This window comes from Flavobacterium sp. FlaQc-49 (assembly GCF_044005985.1).
Classification (GTDB): domain Bacteria; phylum Bacteroidota; class Bacteroidia; order Flavobacteriales; family Flavobacteriaceae; genus Flavobacterium; species Flavobacterium cupriresistens.
The window spans coordinates 632947-649662 of sequence record NZ_JBIPCS010000002.1; the positions used below are offsets into that span (position 1 = coordinate 632947).

Sequence of the window (16716 nt, forward strand, 5' to 3'; positions counted from 1 at the left end):
GACACTTTACCTTTGAATTATTATTAATTTAAAAACAACAGAAAGATGGGTAAAGCAAATTTAGTATCATTAAGAATTATTACCGCTGACATAAAGCGCTTGGTTCAGTTTTTCGAGAATGTAACAGGAACAACAGCCAAATGGGCAACAGATGACTTTGCAGAGGTCATATTCGAATCTTTTACCTTAGCCATTGGAAGCACCAGAACATTGGCTTTCTTCGGAGAAGATGTCGCAGAACCTGCGAATAACAAAAGTATTATCATTGAGTTCCTTGTTGAGAATTTAGATGATAAATACGAAATTATTAAAAGTTTAACAAGCGAAATTGTTCAGAAACCAAAAACAATGCCTTGGGGTAATCGTTCATTACTATTTCGTGACCCAGATGGAAATTTGATTAACTTTTTTACTCGCGTTAGTGCCGAAGAAAAAAAATTCGCATAGTCGCTAACGGCAATTTATTTATGATTTATGACTACTTTAAGTGGTTTTCCATTAAAACAATATAAAAAGTAAAACATCGTTACTTATTCTAAGAAGTCTTAAAATATATAATCACTCTTTTTGAAATATGTTTTTTTGATGGAATCATCAAGATTTAAAATAAGAGATGTCATCTTCAAAAGCCTTCAGAGAATAAATAAAAAAATTGCTTTGTAATTTTGAATATTGAAAAAAGCCCAACAGTACTATTGTTGGGCTTAAACTTAATAAATTAAAAAACAGATTATCTATTCTTTATCAGTTTCTTTTATAAACGGTAGCAGTACGGAGTCATACATTCCACGTACCGTTTCTACAAGAACTTTATCTGTATTGTGCTCGTTTCCTCCTTCAATTGGTGGTTTCGGATCATATTCCAAATCTAGCATGACAACTTTTGCATAATTATCTCCTGTAATATCTTGTATGATTGCCAGACTCATGTCAATCCCAGCAGAAACACCAGCACTCGTCCAATATTTTCCGCTTTGAACATAACGTTCATTGACCACATTAATACCAAATTTATCAGATAAAATTTTCTTTCCATACCAGTGGGAAGTTGCGTTTTTGTCTTTTAGAAGTCCCGTTGCGGCCAAAATCCAAGAGCCTGTGCATACACTTGTCGTATATTTCGAATTTTTATCAATAGCTTTTATCCACTCCAATAAAACAGTGTCTTTGGTTGCAGAATAACTTTCTTTAAAACCTCCAGGGATTACCAAAATATCGAGTTGTTTTACATCTTCAATAGATTTATCACAATATACTTTCATACCATTTGCTGTCGTAATCATTCCTTTATTTCTGCCGACAAAAAAAACTTTCACACCCATCAAATCACTAAATACATGATAAGGTCCCATGGCATCTAAAACAGCATAGTTATCATATAATAAAATACCTACTGTTTTTATATCTACTTTTGGTTTGGGAAATATTTCTGCCATTGATTGCTCGTGAGTTTTATTGACTTCTTTTTTTGAAGTTTCTTTTTTATTACAACTTGCTAGTAATGTTGTAAATAATACAAATAGAATTAATTTTTTCATTTTTTTAAAATTTAGATGTTAATGTTACTCCTATGCTGGTAGGTTCTGCTATTCTTACATTTCGTCCACCGAAACTAGTGTCTCCGCTTCCATAGCTCATATACTTAGCGTTATTTAAATTTTTTGTCCAAAGAAAGAGTCCAAATTCTTTATAAGTAATTCCAAATCTCGTGTTGAATAACATGTAAGTTGGTTGATATAATGCATTTTGGACATCAGTATAATAACCACCAATATTTCGCAATTCGGCTCTAAAAATTAATCCAAAATCTTTTGAGGTTTGAATAGAATATTGTCCAGCAACGAATAAAGTTGTTTTTGGTGCATTAGATAATTTATTTGCACCGACAGCTGTACAGGTTTCTTCTCCAGTTCCGAAATTGACCCTTTTCAAATTAAAGTTTTTATATTCAGCATCATTGATTGCATAAGAAATATCTAATTGCAAACCTTTTAAAGGTAAAATGCTAGCTTCTAGCTCTATTCCTCTTGAAAAAGCATCGCCAACATTTTCTAACGCATAAACACTGGGAGCCACTAGATTGGTAAGTTGCAAATCATTCCAGTTGATTAAAAAAGCAGTTGCCGAAAGTGAAGCTTTTTTTTTCCAAAATGAAGTACGATATCCTACTTCAAAATTATTTGAATATTCGGGATTGTAATCATGGCTTACTCCAGATGGTAAGATACTTGCATTTATTCCCCCTGCTCTAAAACCTTTTGTGTAACTTCCATATAGATTATTGCTTTCATCAAATTGATAAGACAAAGCCGCTTTTGGAGAAAATGAATTGTATTTCGCAGCTTTTTCAATATCAGGATTTACAGTTGTAAAAACTCCGTCGATAAAAGTGGCATCACCAAAACTGTTAAAAACACTCTTTTTTTCTTCAAAATCATAACGAGCCCCCACAATAGCTTTTAATTTATGGATCACCTTATAACTCACTTCTCCAAAAATAGCATAACCTTTATTATCGCTTTTATTTCTGGAAATTGTAAAGTCAGTTGGTGTGTTTTCATAAGCCAAACTTGAATTATAATCAGTTTGTTTAAATGCATACATTCCTGTAATGTACTGAATTTTATTAGTTTTGTCAGTCGAATTTATTCGTACTTCTTGTGTTATTACTTCTTGAGGAGGTAATTTTTCTCCAATTTTACTTTTGTAGAAAGTGTGATAATATCCTGGAAAATCAAGGTCCTTAACTGCAAGGCTAGTTTGTTGGAATGCTGTAATTGAAGTGATGTTAAATGTAGTCGCTTCGTATTTTGCAACTAATGAATAATTATTAAAATTTCTTTGATGCCTTCCAATCCTAGTTAAATTAATTCTTCTTGGGTTCTCAAAACCGGAAATATCACTGGTTTGAGAAACTAAATATCCTGAATTATCGGACCAGTCTTTTTGTGTTTTTATGTTCGCCGTTAAACTCAATTTAGCAGACACCAGCCATTTTAGAAATAAATTGCCATAAGTATTTTCTTCTCCACCAACTTTTCTTCCATTTAATGAAGTGTCTGTGCTAGCTGTCCCCTCAATACTATTAATTAGATAGCCGTCTTTTTTTTGATATAATCCGTTTACTCCAAAATATAATTTATTTTTTATAATTGGCGTTTTAATTCCTGATGAATACTTTTGTAAGCCAAAGCTTCCGTTTTCTATTTCTGCGAATCCAGAAAGTTTGTTGGTTGGTTTTTTTGTAAAAATATTTACAACACCACCCATAGCGTTTCTACCAAACAAGGTGCTTTGAGGACCGCGAAGGACTTCAATTCTTTCAATATCCGAGAATACTAGACCATTGGCTATAATGTCTAAATTGTTTACATCATCCACATAAGTTGAAACTGTGGGATTTTGACTGAATACTTGAATTCCTCTTATAGATTGTATACCTGAAAAGCCTACCCCTAAATCTTGATAAAGATAGTTAGGTACAATGGCGGTAAGTCCATTTAAATCAACTATTCTTGAGTTTTGAATGGTCTTTGCAGATAGTGAGGTAACGGCACCTTGAATGTTTTTCAATCCTTCTTCCTGTTTATTTGCGGTTACTATGATTTCATCTAAGACATTTTCGTTGCTTTCTAAAACAATTTTTAATGTTTGCATTTTTTTGACATCTACAACAACAATTTTTGATGCATAATTTTCTAAAATTATTATTATAGAAAAAAATTCTTTGATTGTAGACAAAATAAAGTTCCCTTCTTTATCCGAAAATGTTCGAGATTCAGAATTCAATATTCTTATTTCGGCATTATTTATTGGTATATTATTCTGAGTAGTAATTTTACCTGTGATATTTTGTGCAAACAGCGAATTGGTACATAAAAACAGTAAAATTATAACTAGATTTTTTAAGTTCATTTTTATAATTTTAATTCAAATCAATTGTTGTTGTATCCCAAACCGATAATATTCATAGCACCTATTCTATTTTCATGCCATTGTAAAAATGTACTTGTTCTGTCTTTCAGTAATTTTTCGGAAATGAAAATTGTAAAATCCACCAATAACTTCCTAGTAAAATATTCTTCACCTCGTTAATGCTTTAAAACTGATTATTTACATACAATTTATACGAAATAAATGTTTTTCATAATCATTTGTGGTTGATTTTTAATAAAGATATTTTTACTCCAATAAAATACTTGGAGTAAAAATATCTGTTACAATAATTTACAAAAGATAGCATAAGCTCGTTTTCAATCTTTTTGCACAACTACTTTTTACCTGATACTTTATCAATCAGTACTGCTTTACCGGTACTCTTATCAATTAGTATTACATGTTTGTAATCTGAATTCCCTTCACTATTATTATTATTTTTTTTAATCAGACCAGTAGATTGTCCCGCGTATTTCCCAATCTCGTTAGAGGTAAAGGTGTTAATTTCATAATCCGCATTGTAAGGGACTTTTAAGGATTTAGTTAATGCTAAAGTATAAGGCTTATTTGGTTGTAGCGATGTAAAACTTTGCTCCACCAAATCTGCAAGACCAATACTTCTAACAGCAAGAGTTCCGTACGATTTAGCATTATCGTTCACTGACTTTAATTCTATTACTTGGGTCGCCTTTACATCATTTAGCGGTTTTAATCCGACATTATTATTGGCATCCGAAACTGCATTAGCAGCATATACAAGCGCCTGAGGGCTTTGCCCTATCTGCACAGGAGGTAAAGCTGTCATTGTTTCTGTGTTTATCGCCTGAACTTTATCTGCAAATTCTAGACCGACATACAAAAATTTCCCATCTGGAGAAGACCACAGGCCGTGGGGCAAAGCGCCAACTGTTATATTGTTTATCAACTTGTAATCATCAGCCACATCAAATACTTTGACTTTATTTTCTCCGCCAACAGTTACATACATTATTAATTTTGTTCCCACATAATTAAAGGTCACATGATTGGTAATGGCTCCGGTATCAATAACTTTCACTACACTCATGTTCTCTGTATTTATAACACTAACCTTACCTATATCCTTATGAGTGAGTGCTACCAATTTACCATCAGGACTATTAAAGATGTTTGGTGAAAAAGGACTCACTACTGGAATTCGTTTTACCACTTCATATGTAGCGGTATTCACCACTTCTACTACCGCCGTAAAACTTGAACCAACATAGGCCAGCTTACCGTCGTTTGAGAAAGAAATCATACCTGGACCGTCAGCAACAGGAATCTGTTTAATTTCTTCCATTTTATCTACGTCAAGTACACTGACATAAGCCTCACCTCTTATAGTGACCCACACCTACTTATTGTCAGGTGTAAACGTAGGCTCATGTGGAGCGCGCCCAACATAAACTGTTTTTAATACTTTATTAGTTTCAGTAGAGATAAACGTTACGGAATTTGATCCGATTGAAACTACAGCTAGCAATTTCTTTTCGGCAGAATAACGTAAGCCATGAACTAAAACCTGTCCTTTATATACTGGAGTCAATACATTGGGAAAGGGTTTACCTAAAATAATTTCTCCAATAAATTTATTATCCGAAGGATCAATAATAGAAACGCTATTGGAAATCTGGTTACCTGTATACACTCTATCATGTCTATAAGAATTTTGAGCTATAGTACTGTAGGCAAAGCAGCTCAAAAACACTGATGATATTAAGATTTTAATTTTCATAATTATTTATTTTTGTTTAAAGTTTATTGTTTACTTATAAATGATAACATTTGTTCTATTTCTATTTTTTCTGATGAAATAATATGTTTGGCAAAAGCATTTGTCAGCTGATTTTTTGAAAATTGTAAGACAACTTTGGCCATATCGATAGCTGCTTGATGGTGCGGTATCATTACACGTGCAAAAGCAATATCCACATCTTTGAGTTCACTATTATTGGGCATATTTTCCATCATAACTGCCATGCTTTTATCCATTGCTGTCTTATATTCTTTAGGCATTAATGTTATACCCGCTGGCGAGTTTTTTATAAACAGCTTCATCTGCTGCAATTCAATTTTTTGCTCTGCTTGAATGCTTTTGGCCAATTGAATCATTTCGAAATTTTTTCCATGTTCTATTTCATATGCCGCCATTTCAATAGCGCCTTGATGATGTGGTATCATCTGCACAGTAAAATCATGCTCGGGAGATATTCCAACCACAGCTTCATCCATTCCTACCATCATGGCATCCATCATGGAAATAAAAATATTTTTCTTATTAGTATCCGTATTTTGTTGATGCAAATGGGATGATGTGTGCTGAGCATTTACTGAAAATGAAGTAAAAATAAAAGTACTAAATAGTAAAGCTAGGGAATCATAAAGAGTTGATAGTTTCATAATTGATTGTTGAATTTATTTTAAAGTTAGATACAAGATATATTTTCAAAAAAAGATTGTTTTTGTTTTTTGCTTACCTTCAATTATTTAAACTTTTCATAAGCATCTCTGATGTGTTTATAATACCAAATAAGTAGACCATATTGGGAATCACAGTCAAAAGAAGAACTTAATAATAGGTAATCTATTAGGGAGATTTTTAATCCCTTGCTTGATGGTCTATCGCATTTTATTTTATTTCTTCATGTCTCTTAAACAGTAGCAATAAATGTTAATAAGACCGAAGTGCCTACATTATTTTTTCGCTATTTCGTTTTTTAATATTTTTTTTGACAAAATTAGATGTAATTCAGCTGTATCGACAATCAAAAAGAGTTAAAGGGTATTTATTAGTCCTAAAGCCGAATTTTTAAAACTAAATAATCTGTTTACTTTTAGTGTGTATGTTCAATAATGGAAAAAACGGATGATCTGACCATTTTATTTCGGTCTATAGTGATCAATCTGGTTCGGAATTAGTTGATCATCCAGTTTTAGTTTAAAAATAGCTTTTAAAAAACGATTGCATTTATACTGAAAAACATTCATAATTAATATTTTACTTTAATTAATTAGTTAACGATAGTATTTCAAAATTGCTATTCCATTTTAAACTATATTCCCTTGGTCAGTTGATTTTGATGCAAGATGGTCCATTGTTGCAACTTTTGCAAATGAGGAAAGAAGTTGCAAAATTATTCAACGATTAGATGGGAGGTTCAATGACTGTTATAAATTAGAAGTTCACTTAAAGGGCATCTTAATCTGGTATAGTGTATAGAGTATAATGTAATTATAAAATATTAAATTAGAGCACTTTGCGAATTAACTCCTTTCTATTTTAACATATATTCTTCAAGATTTAATTATATTTGATGTAGAAATACGTCAAATTCTCAAAACAATTAATTATGAAGGAAATTTTATTTATATTTTGCGTTATTACATCTACAAGCATATATTCTCAAATTGGCATTAATACTACAACCCCACAAGCTATGTTGGATATTACAGCTTCTAATATTGGGACTCCTACTTTTATAGATGGATTATTAATTCCCAGAATTGATGCGTTTCCTACAATTAATCCAACAGAGGTCCAAAATAGTATCTTAGTCTATTTAAATGTAGATACTGATGTAAGCTCACCATTTGGAGTAAATCCAACAGGTTTTTATTATTGGAGTTTTTCTCAGCTTAAATGGATAGGACTTGGCTCTTCAACATTAAGTTGGTCACTAAACGGCAATAGTTCGACTATTGATGGAACTAATTTTATAGGTACTGTTGATAATATTCCTTTAAATTTCAAAGTAAACAATCAAAAAGCTGGAAGAGTGAATACCACTCATACATTTTTTGGTTATCAGGCAGGAAACAGCAATAATGAAAATTACAATGTAGGGATAGGAGATAATGCATTTTATACCAATACCACAGGTTATCATAATGTTGCTATTGGGTCCAGTGCGTTGTATAAAAATAATACTGGCGCTGAAAATATTGCTATGGGATCAAACGCTCTCCATGAAAATACAACTGCATCTGCTAACACCGCTATTGGTTTTGAAGCAATGTATTCAACTATTGATCACGGAGAAAATGTAGCCGTAGGTTATCAAGCATTGAGAAGCAATAATAAAGATTCTAATACTGCAGTTGGATATCAGTCACTATACGCTAATACAGGTGGCGATTCTAATACAGCAGTTGGAAGACAATCCTTAAGAAATTCCACCACTGGGAGTGCAAACACTGCACTAGGAAGAGAATCATTATTTATGAATATTTCAGGAACAAACAATAGTGCTTTCGGTAGTAATTCATTGCATAATAACACTATAGGAAATGAAAATACTGCAGGGGGAAATATCTCGTTATTTTCTAACGATGTAGGTTCTGGTAATTCAGCGTACGGAATTAATTCTCTTTTCCATAATTTATCAGGAAATGGTAATACCGCAATTGGCAAAGAAACTTTATATAATAACACGACAGGAAATAATAATGTGTCTTTAGGTTATGCTTCGTTATATTCTAATACCGTCGGAGATCAAAATATAGCAATTGGTATAGAATCTTCCAGAGACAATACATCTGGTACCCGTAATATTGCTATTGGTCTAGAAGCTTTAAAAACTAATTTATCAGGAAATAATAATGTTGCGATTGGAAATTTTGCTTTATATAATAATGTTAGCGGCAGTAATAACACAGTTGTAGGACATCAGGCGAATGTATCTAATGCCAATATAACAAATTCAACTGCCTTAGGAAATGGTGCTTTGGTTGATCAATCTAATAAAATTAGGATTGGTAACGATAATGTTACTATTATTGAAGGTTTTGTAGCAATGTCGACAGCCTCCGATCGACGATATAAGGAAGATATTTGCACTATACCTTTAGGGCTGGACTTTATCAATCAACTACATCCTGTAGAATATATTAAAAAGAACAATTTTGGAAAGACAAAGGAATGGGGACTAATAGCTCAAGAGTTAAAAGAAACGCTGGAAAAATCGAATTATAGGAATGCTGCAATTATTACAAGTGATAAATCTAAAAATGAATTTCTCTCTATCAGATATACTGATCTATTTGCACCTATTATAAAAAGTATACAGGAATTATCTCAATCAGATAAAAAGAGTGAAAATCTACAAAAGACAATTGCTGCTCAAGAAAATAAAATAATGGAATTAAATTCTAAACTTGAAGCATTAGAAAAAAGAATAAACGCGTTAATTCCTTCTCCTAAGTAGATCACGAAACAATTAGAAAATTTATTTTTTTGTTCGTCTTTGACAAATGATCAATAACATCCTTACATTCTCCCTGTAACTGTATCTAGCTACAGATATGCTAAAAATAGTAACGTTTAAAATAGAGGAAATACTAAGTAATGTTCACCACTTTTTTTACAATTAAAAACATAACTAACTTACATCAAGAAAATAGAGATAAATTTGCAATTAAATGATTATTCATTTAGTTTTGAATAACTATTTTTTATGAGGATAAAAGACAACGATAAACAGCAGCTGGTAAGCAAAAGACGATACAGACAATTATAAAATATAGTCTTGAGTGCTTCATTATTAACAAATTGGCAAAAGCGTGTGGTATATCTGTACGTCCGCCTTATGTTCATTATAGGGACAAAGACGATTTATTGTACAGTATACCCTAATACATTTTTTACCGGCGAGGCCGCATTATAAAAGAGACACCGTTTGAGATCAATGAACAGTTGGTGTTGTCAGCATTTGATCGTTGTAAGGTCATTAAAAATTAGCCATTCAAATTAAAAATAATATGATAAATTCTTTTTTGCTGGTTGGACAGTCAAATATGGCGGGGCGTGGATACGTAAAGGATGTAAAACAGATTTTCGATGAGCAAATAAAAATGTTGGTAAACGGCTGTTGGCAAACAATGACAGAACCAATAAATTTTGACCGCCCCACCTCGGGTATAGGTCTTGCTGCATCTTTTGCAGGTGCTTGGAGATTAAAAAATTACCATAGACAAATTGGCCTGGTTCCGTGCGCCGATGGAGGGTCAAGCCTCGAAGACTGGAGTGTTGGCGGGGCACTTTTTGAAAATGCAGTATTTCAGGCAAAAGCCGCCCAACGTACTAGCAAGCTTAGCGGAATTTTATGGCATCAGGGAGAAAATGATAGTTTTGCCGGTCGTTCTGCTGAGTATTACAATAAACTGGCAGTTATCGTTGCCGCATTTCGCAATGAACTGGGTGTTCCAGAGATTCCATTTATTGCAGGTGGTCTAGGTGATTTTTTAAGCGATGGCAGATATGCTACATACTTTACAGAATTCAATGAGGTAAATCAGGCCCTTCAGAAATTAGCCGACACAAAGCCGAATTTTTATTTCGTATCGGCAAAAGGCTTAACGGCCAACCAGGACGGTCTTCATTTTGATGCAGTATCACAGCGAAAATTCGGAATCCGATATTTTGAAGCGTTCTTCGAAAAGAAAAATGTTGAGATACCGGCTAACGACGAAAATGAATTGTTAAATATCATTCACGACAGGCCATTAACAGCGAACGAAAGAATTGCATTGTTAGAAATCAGCTTCGCGAGCGGTAAAATATCATTAGATCTGCTTACCCAAGAATTAGCTCTACTTATCAAAAATGTAAAATCGTAAAAAGAAATTATCTGCTTGTTTGTTTGTGCTGTATTTTTCATTCATGCTACCAAATAATGCTTGTTTTACGTGAATTCACAAGCACCAACTGCAGATAAAGTTTTTGGTGCTGTTATTCAAAAACCGGCATGGAAATATAGACCTAGCTGGTATATGGTGGCTGATAGAGACTACACCATCAATCCCGAATTTGCACGATTATAGGCTGATCAAAATGATAATTTCACTTTTTTGCTGATAAATTTTAACATCATACATCATAATTTAAAGCTATCAAGAAAGGTTAAAACGAGAATACGATGTTAGATTCTAGCCACATTGACTCCAAATGATAGTGAAACTAATACCGCAAATTTTGCAATATAAATACTATGTATTAAAAATAAAACGAGTATCTAAAATTACAATTTTAAAAAGATATCCTTATCTTTACATTGTAGAAATTTAATACGCTGAAAGTTAAGTGACCCTATAAGTGACCCTAGCTTTAATAATATATCTTAACCCCTTGTATTTACTGGGATTGACATAAGAAAAGCGGAACCTCTTTCTCCGCTAAGGCCCGAAAACAAAGAGAAAATAAGATTTTCAAAGTTTTCAAAAAAGGCCAAAAAAAGCGGTAAACCCTGCAAATCCAACGATTTGCAGGGTTTTTTCTTTTATACCGCTTTTCAATATTTATAAAAGCACTCGAAAAGTTCGTGGCGCATTCGTGGCGCATTTTCAAATGGACTTGATACCATTTTTGCCACAAAAAGTTAAGGCGAATTTTTCTTGAGATACTTAAATCTGTTAGAAAAAAATCATATTATACTATATTACAGACTGCCTGAAAACGGAATAATATATCTAACTTCTAACAACATGAAAATCATCCGAAAAAAATACAGCACCGAGTTTAAAATCTGGGCCGCCAAAATCTGCATTGAATATAAAAGCGTACGGCGTGCCGCCGATAAGCTACGGATCAATAAAAACAGCCTGCAGCACTGGAAAAACCTTTTCAGAGAGGGAAAGCTAACCCTACTTCAAGCAGACGATTCAGATTTAGACAAAAAAGAAACCGCTAGACTGCAGAAAGAACTCAAAAAAATAAGACTGGAGCGGGACATTTTACAGGAAGGCGCTAAACATATCAATCAGCCTAGAAGAATAATATATCGATTCATTAGGGAAAATATCGGCAGATTTCCCGTTGGGAAAATGTGCCAGATTTTTCAAGTTGACAAAAGCTGCTATTACAAATGGTTGAAAGGACTCCCCACTAGCAGGGCGGAACGCAGGATTTTTATAACATCAGAGATTTCAAGAATCTACCACTGGAGCGAGGGCAGATACGGAAGCCCGCGAATATCCAGAGAGTTGGCCTCACTAGGCATAAGAGTATGCCCTTCCCTGGTTAGAAAGATAATGGCTGAGCAGCAGCTCCGATGGATTGCAAAATTAAAATTTAAGAGAACCACGTTCTCCTCCCCTAAAAATCCGGTTGCTGAAAACTTATTAAATCAGGATTTTAACGTTAGCAGACAAAACGAGGCATGGGTCTCAGATATCACCTATATCAGGACAGCAGAGGGCTGGGCATATCTGACTACAGTTATAGACCTGTTTGACCGGAAAGTCATAGGCTGGTCAATAAGCGAAACTCTGAAAGCAATCGACACCAGCTTTGCAGCTTTAAGAAAAGCCATGATTAACCGTCCTTTAGTTGCAGACCAGATCCTTATATTTCATTCTGACAGGGGAATTCAATATTCTTGCAAAATCTTTCTCTACGCATTATCAAAAAAAAACCAGATCAAGCAAAGCATGAGCCGAAAAGGAAACTGCTATGATAATGCAGTGGCTGAGAGTTTTTTCAAAACATTGAAAACAGAATTGATATACCGTCATAAATACAAAAACAGAAAACAAGCCAGAAAGTCAATTCACGACTATATCGAAAATTTCTATAATACAGTGAGAAGACATTCCTCACTAGGTAATTTGACTATAGAAGAATTTCAAAATATAAATCTTATCGAACGATAGAGCTGGCCACTTCTGCAAGGTCTATGTTTTAATTAGTCTTTTTTTATCTATAGGTTCGAATCCTGTTCCCACAACTACTTTAAAAAAAAGCTTAGAAATCAAAATTTCTCAGCTTTTTTTGTGGTTGGATAAATTTTGCCTTATTCCTTTGATTATTTAAACGCCTGTATTTTCAAGCAAATTTGGTCCGAGTCTCGTTAAGTCAAACTTAGAAGTCCAACATTTATTTAACTTAATCCATAATACATCTTTAATCTGCCAATTAAAACTACCCAATTTTTACTTTAGCAGATTGTTCTTCTATTTATTCTTTTAAGATGGGGAATCAAAGTCAAATTTTGCCTTTCAATATGATTTGTCCCGAAACGTTTTTACAGAATGTAGTTTCTCATCAATCAGATATCTTAATTTTTTTAATCGGTCAGTAAACAACTTTTTTCGGATAATTTTAAATTAATTTTACTAGTCATAAAAAAAAACTTAAATGTTTTGCTAAGAGTTATTACTAACAATTTTGTTAAGAAAAAGCATACCGAATTCTACGTTTATTAAAAGCTATAAAAATTAAAGTGATAATTAAAACCAAAGATAGATTTGCCACTCCAAGTAATAATTGACTTTTAACAGCATATAAATTAACAAATCCATAGCTGAAGACTGAGCTCACCATATAAGTAGCGCCACCGGTTAGTCCGCTTGCTATACCTGCATTTTTTGAAAAACGACTTAAACAATATCCGTAAATAATATTAAAGATAAAACCTCCACAGACATTCAACCCCATTGTAAAACCAATTACGGTATAGATACTACTTTCAAACTGCGCAGTAAATATCATTAGTAAAACTAACGTTAGTTGTACAGAAACCGCAATTGAGACTTTTTTTGCCAAAGGTTTATGAATAATAGATTTGGCAATGATACCGCCTGTCATCACAGATAGACCGGACAATAAAGAACTATATCCAGTTGTAATAGCAGAATACCCAAATAAGCGTTCAATAATAAAAGGGCTAACTAAATTGTAAATGACTACTAACCCAAAGCAAATACCCAAAATTATAATTCCTAATGTAAAATCGGCTGTTTTTAGCATAACTGAATAGGTTTCTGCAATAGATTTTAATTTAAATGTATGAAAATATTTTAACGATTCTCCACTATATAGAAGTTCCAAAATCAAAAAAAGTAATGATAGTCCGCCAAGAAAGTAAAAGTTAGATCTCCAGCCGAATAAACTTTGCAGATAACCTCCTAAAAATGGAGCCATGATAGGCGCACAAGCCCAAATGATAGAAAACAAACTGATATAACTTTTTAATTTGTCACCAGAATAAAGATCTACAAAATAAGCACGTTTCGAGACTACAATAAAGGCAATCGCAATTCCCTGAATGACACGCATGGCGTATATAACATAGATACTTGGCACAAAAGCAATAACAAAACTTGTTACTGAAAAGACAGCTAATGAAGCAATACTGATTTTAAAACGTCCAAAACTATCTAATATACTGCCTATAAAAATCTGGCTTACACCTAAACTGAACATAAAAAAAACTAATGAAAGCTGAATGGCGCCTGCCGAAACGTTTAAATCTTTTGCCATGGCAGGAAGCGATGGCAAATAAATATCTGTGGCAAATCCGGATAAGGGTATAAGTGCCAGAGCTAATAAAGTGCTGAAACCTTTATGGTTTTCTTTTAAATTTTTCATTTTGTAAAATTAATTATTAATAAAAATAGACCGATTGGTCTTAAATTGTTTAAAAAAAATATGTTATAAAACATATCTTTCAAATTCATTTTTGATGCTATCTACTATGATATTCATTTGATCATCATTCCCTAATACTTTTCGACACAAAATACCGCCCTCTATCATGGCAAAAGCTTTTATACTAAAATGTCCGGGATTTATTTCTGCGGATAATTCATTATTCTGAAGACCGTCTTCAATTATAGTATAAAACCTTTTCTGAGCTGAAAGAATTGCTTTTTTTACCTGTTCTTTCATCATCGGATTTGTATCGTCGGCTTCTACTCCAAAATTTAGAATCGGACAACCTTCTAACATGTTTTTACCATTGCCATAAACGTCCAGTAAATTAAAAAGTTTTTCTTTTGCACATTTCCCTTTAGAAACAGCTAAATCTAATTTGGAAGCTAACTGTGTCCTTAGATATAAAAAAGATTCCATGCAGATTTCTTCTTTATTCTCAAAATTACCATAGATACCGCCTTTAGCCAATTTTGTAGCCTGCATAATATCACTCAATGAAATACCTGCCATGCCTTTCTTATTAATAAGAGGCGCCGACGTTTCAATTATAAATTGTCTGGTTCGTTCCGCTTTACTCATGATTTCCATATTCTACACTGTAAATATAGACCGAACGGTCTTTATTTTGCAACTATTTTAACTTTTATTTTAAAATTGACTTATTGTCACCTCTTTAAATCATCAAAATAAGATGTTGTTTCAGTGATTAACGCCTGCATTAATTCGGTGGCTTTAGTATGTTTTAAAATGGGTGCAATTTGTCCTCCCCAAAATAAAATCATATCCGATTTTTCCTGGTCTAATGCCGCTTTACGCAATGGTGACATAAAAGTTGTTTGCAACGGGAATGGTAAAATATTTGCTTCTTTACCAATAAGTTCTTTAGCAATTCTGCTGGTTATTCCACGGCCTAATCTACCTGTATAGGCACGTGATAATGTGGTATATTTTGCTGCATCAGAGAATAACATTTGTTTATGAATGGGTAATGCATTCGATTCATCAACAGCTAAAAAAGCAGTTCCGATTTGAGCTGCACTTGCTCCCAAAGCTAACGCCGCCGCAACTCCTTTTCCGTTGGCAATTCCACCTGCTGCGATAACCGGAATTTTTACTTTTTCTCTAATTAATTGCAATAAAACAAAAGTTCCTGTTACCGATGCTTCTGCCGAAGCTAAAAAAGAAGGTCGGTGTCCACCAGCTTCAAAACCGGATGCGATAATCATATCGACACCCGAATTTTCTAAAAAAATGGCTTCGTCTAAGGTTGTTGCTGCTCCAACAGTTACAATTCCTAATTTTCTACATTGCTCTAAAACATCAGCGGACAATGCACCAAACATAAAACTGAAAACTTTTGGGCGAATATCTAAAATTACTTCCAATTGATTTTCGAATCTGGATTGAAAGGAAGCTGGTTTTTCCGGTAACGGAATTCCAACTTCATCAAAATAAGGTTTGAATAATGCTGCAGCCTTATTAAAATGCTCATCTGTTAAACCAGATTCCGAAATATCATGATCTGAAACCCACAGATTAATGTTGTAAGGTTTGTCAGTTGCGGCTTTTATTTGTTTATCGATCTCAAAAATTTCCTGAGGTGTCATTGTATACGCTCCGTAACCTCCAAGTCCACCTGCGTTTGAAACGGCAGCTGTTAATGCCACAGAGGATAGATTACCTCCAAATGGTCCTTGCAATATTGGATATTGAATTCCAAGTAATTTTGTTGCTTTTGTATTGTACCACATCACTTTAAATTTAAGTTTAAATTTATTCCGTTACGTTAGTCAGCATTTTATTGACAATATACCATTTGCCATTAATCTTATGGAAAGATAAAAAATCGCGATAATTAAACTCGTACATTTTTATATTAATCTCCGCCATCGCAATTGAATTTACGACTTTTATATTCAGAATTTCACCTTTAAAAGGTTTACCCGAATCTTTCGGACTTTGTCTGTTTTTCACGCCATTTAAATAAAGGTCTGCTGTTTTAAAATACGGCTGTCCGTTTACATCTCCATAAACTAATGTTCCGGGATAAAAAATAGTTTCTAACAGTATGGCATCTCCGTCATAAATGCCTTTAAAATAATAATTTTCTATTGCATCTGTAATAGCTTCTGTATCTGAATTATGAGTTTTCATTGTGTTATTGTTTTGTGCTTTCATGGCTTGTGCATTATAGAACATAATAGCGATTAATAAAATTACTTTTGATACCAACAATTTTGATTTTTGTAGTTTCATGATTTTAAAGTTTATAATTACACTACAAATTTCAAAAGAAACAGCGAGAAGACTACGTGATCTACATCACTTTA

14 protein-coding genes are annotated in these 16716 nt (G+C 33.3%); 5 read left to right on the forward strand and 9 right to left on the reverse strand.

Translation table 11 applies throughout. The features are described 5' to 3' along the window. Positions 1 to 45: 45 nt before the first annotated feature. Positions 46 to 447 carry a VOC family protein gene (locus ACHRV3_RS06025; protein WP_395433106.1) on the forward strand — a complete coding sequence of 134 codons (402 nt, stop codon included), beginning with the start codon at positions 46 to 48 and terminating at the stop codon, positions 445 to 447. A gap of 287 nt (positions 448 to 734) precedes the next feature. Here the strand turns inward: ACHRV3_RS06025 and ACHRV3_RS06030 are convergent, their stop codons facing one another. The 5 genes from ACHRV3_RS06030 to ACHRV3_RS06050 all read right to left on the reverse strand — a co-directional run bounded on the left by ACHRV3_RS06030 (position 735) and on the right by ACHRV3_RS06050 (position 6357). Then, the gene (locus ACHRV3_RS06030; protein ID WP_395433107.1) at positions 735 to 1538 is read right to left on the reverse strand and encodes a DJ-1/PfpI family protein; all 804 of its coding nucleotides are present in this window, start codon (positions 1536 to 1538) and stop codon (positions 735 to 737) included. A 4-nt stretch (positions 1539 to 1542) separates the two neighbouring features. Beyond that, positions 1543 to 3915: a TonB-dependent receptor gene (locus ACHRV3_RS06035; protein WP_395433108.1), complete on the reverse strand. Its 2373-nt coding sequence runs from the start codon at positions 3913 to 3915 to the stop codon at positions 1543 to 1545. A 355-nt stretch (positions 3916 to 4270) separates the two neighbouring features. Next, on the reverse strand, positions 4271 to 5257 hold the full coding sequence (locus tag ACHRV3_RS06040) for a YncE family protein (RefSeq protein WP_395433628.1): 987 nt from the start codon (positions 5255 to 5257) through the stop codon (positions 4271 to 4273). A 54-nt stretch (positions 5258 to 5311) separates the two neighbouring features. Continuing rightward, complete coding sequence (locus ACHRV3_RS06045; protein ID WP_395433629.1) at positions 5312 to 5692, reverse strand: YncE family protein; 381 nt, start codon at positions 5690 to 5692, stop codon at positions 5312 to 5314. A gap of 23 nt (positions 5693 to 5715) precedes the next feature. Further along, positions 5716 to 6357: a DUF305 domain-containing protein gene (locus ACHRV3_RS06050; RefSeq protein ID WP_395433110.1), complete on the reverse strand. Its 642-nt coding sequence runs from the start codon at positions 6355 to 6357 to the stop codon at positions 5716 to 5718. A gap of 950 nt (positions 6358 to 7307) precedes the next feature. On the opposite strand from ACHRV3_RS06050, the gene ACHRV3_RS06055 reads away from it, so the two are divergent. The 4 genes from ACHRV3_RS06055 to ACHRV3_RS06070 all read left to right on the forward strand — a co-directional run bounded on the left by ACHRV3_RS06055 (position 7308) and on the right by ACHRV3_RS06070 (position 12603). Continuing rightward, positions 7308 to 9161: a tail fiber domain-containing protein gene (locus ACHRV3_RS06055; RefSeq protein WP_395433630.1), complete on the forward strand. Its 1854-nt coding sequence runs from the start codon at positions 7308 to 7310 to the stop codon at positions 9159 to 9161. 553 nt (positions 9162 to 9714) lie between these two features. Beyond that, a complete protein-coding gene (locus ACHRV3_RS06060; protein WP_395433086.1) occupies positions 9715 to 10572 on the forward strand; it encodes a sialate O-acetylesterase in 858 nt (285 codons plus the stop codon). A gap of 69 nt (positions 10573 to 10641) precedes the next feature. Continuing rightward, the gene (locus ACHRV3_RS06065) at positions 10642 to 10776 is read left to right on the forward strand and encodes a hypothetical protein (protein ID WP_395433085.1); all 135 of its coding nucleotides are present in this window, start codon (positions 10642 to 10644) and stop codon (positions 10774 to 10776) included. A gap of 660 nt (positions 10777 to 11436) precedes the next feature. Further along, positions 11437 to 12603, forward strand: a complete 1167-nt coding sequence (locus ACHRV3_RS06070; protein WP_395433631.1) for an IS3 family transposase — start codon at positions 11437 to 11439, stop codon at positions 12601 to 12603. 517 nt (positions 12604 to 13120) lie between these two features. On the opposite strand, the gene ACHRV3_RS06075 is transcribed toward ACHRV3_RS06070, so the two are convergent. The 4 genes from ACHRV3_RS06075 to ACHRV3_RS06090 all read right to left on the reverse strand — a co-directional run bounded on the left by ACHRV3_RS06075 (position 13121) and on the right by ACHRV3_RS06090 (position 16642). Beyond that, positions 13121 to 14320: an MFS transporter gene (locus ACHRV3_RS06075; RefSeq protein ID WP_395433632.1), complete on the reverse strand. Its 1200-nt coding sequence runs from the start codon at positions 14318 to 14320 to the stop codon at positions 13121 to 13123. A gap of 63 nt (positions 14321 to 14383) precedes the next feature. Then, entirely contained in the window at positions 14384 to 14965 is a 582-nt protein-coding gene (locus ACHRV3_RS06080; RefSeq protein ID WP_395433634.1) for a TetR/AcrR family transcriptional regulator, read from the reverse strand. An 86-nt stretch (positions 14966 to 15051) separates the two neighbouring features. Next, complete coding sequence (locus ACHRV3_RS06085) at positions 15052 to 16137, reverse strand: NAD(P)H-dependent flavin oxidoreductase (RefSeq protein ID WP_395433636.1); 1086 nt, start codon at positions 16135 to 16137, stop codon at positions 15052 to 15054. A 22-nt stretch (positions 16138 to 16159) separates the two neighbouring features. After that, positions 16160 to 16642 carry a nuclear transport factor 2 family protein gene (locus ACHRV3_RS06090; RefSeq protein ID WP_395433637.1) on the reverse strand — a complete coding sequence of 161 codons (483 nt, stop codon included), beginning with the start codon at positions 16640 to 16642 and terminating at the stop codon, positions 16160 to 16162. Positions 16643 to 16716 lie beyond the last annotated feature (74 nt).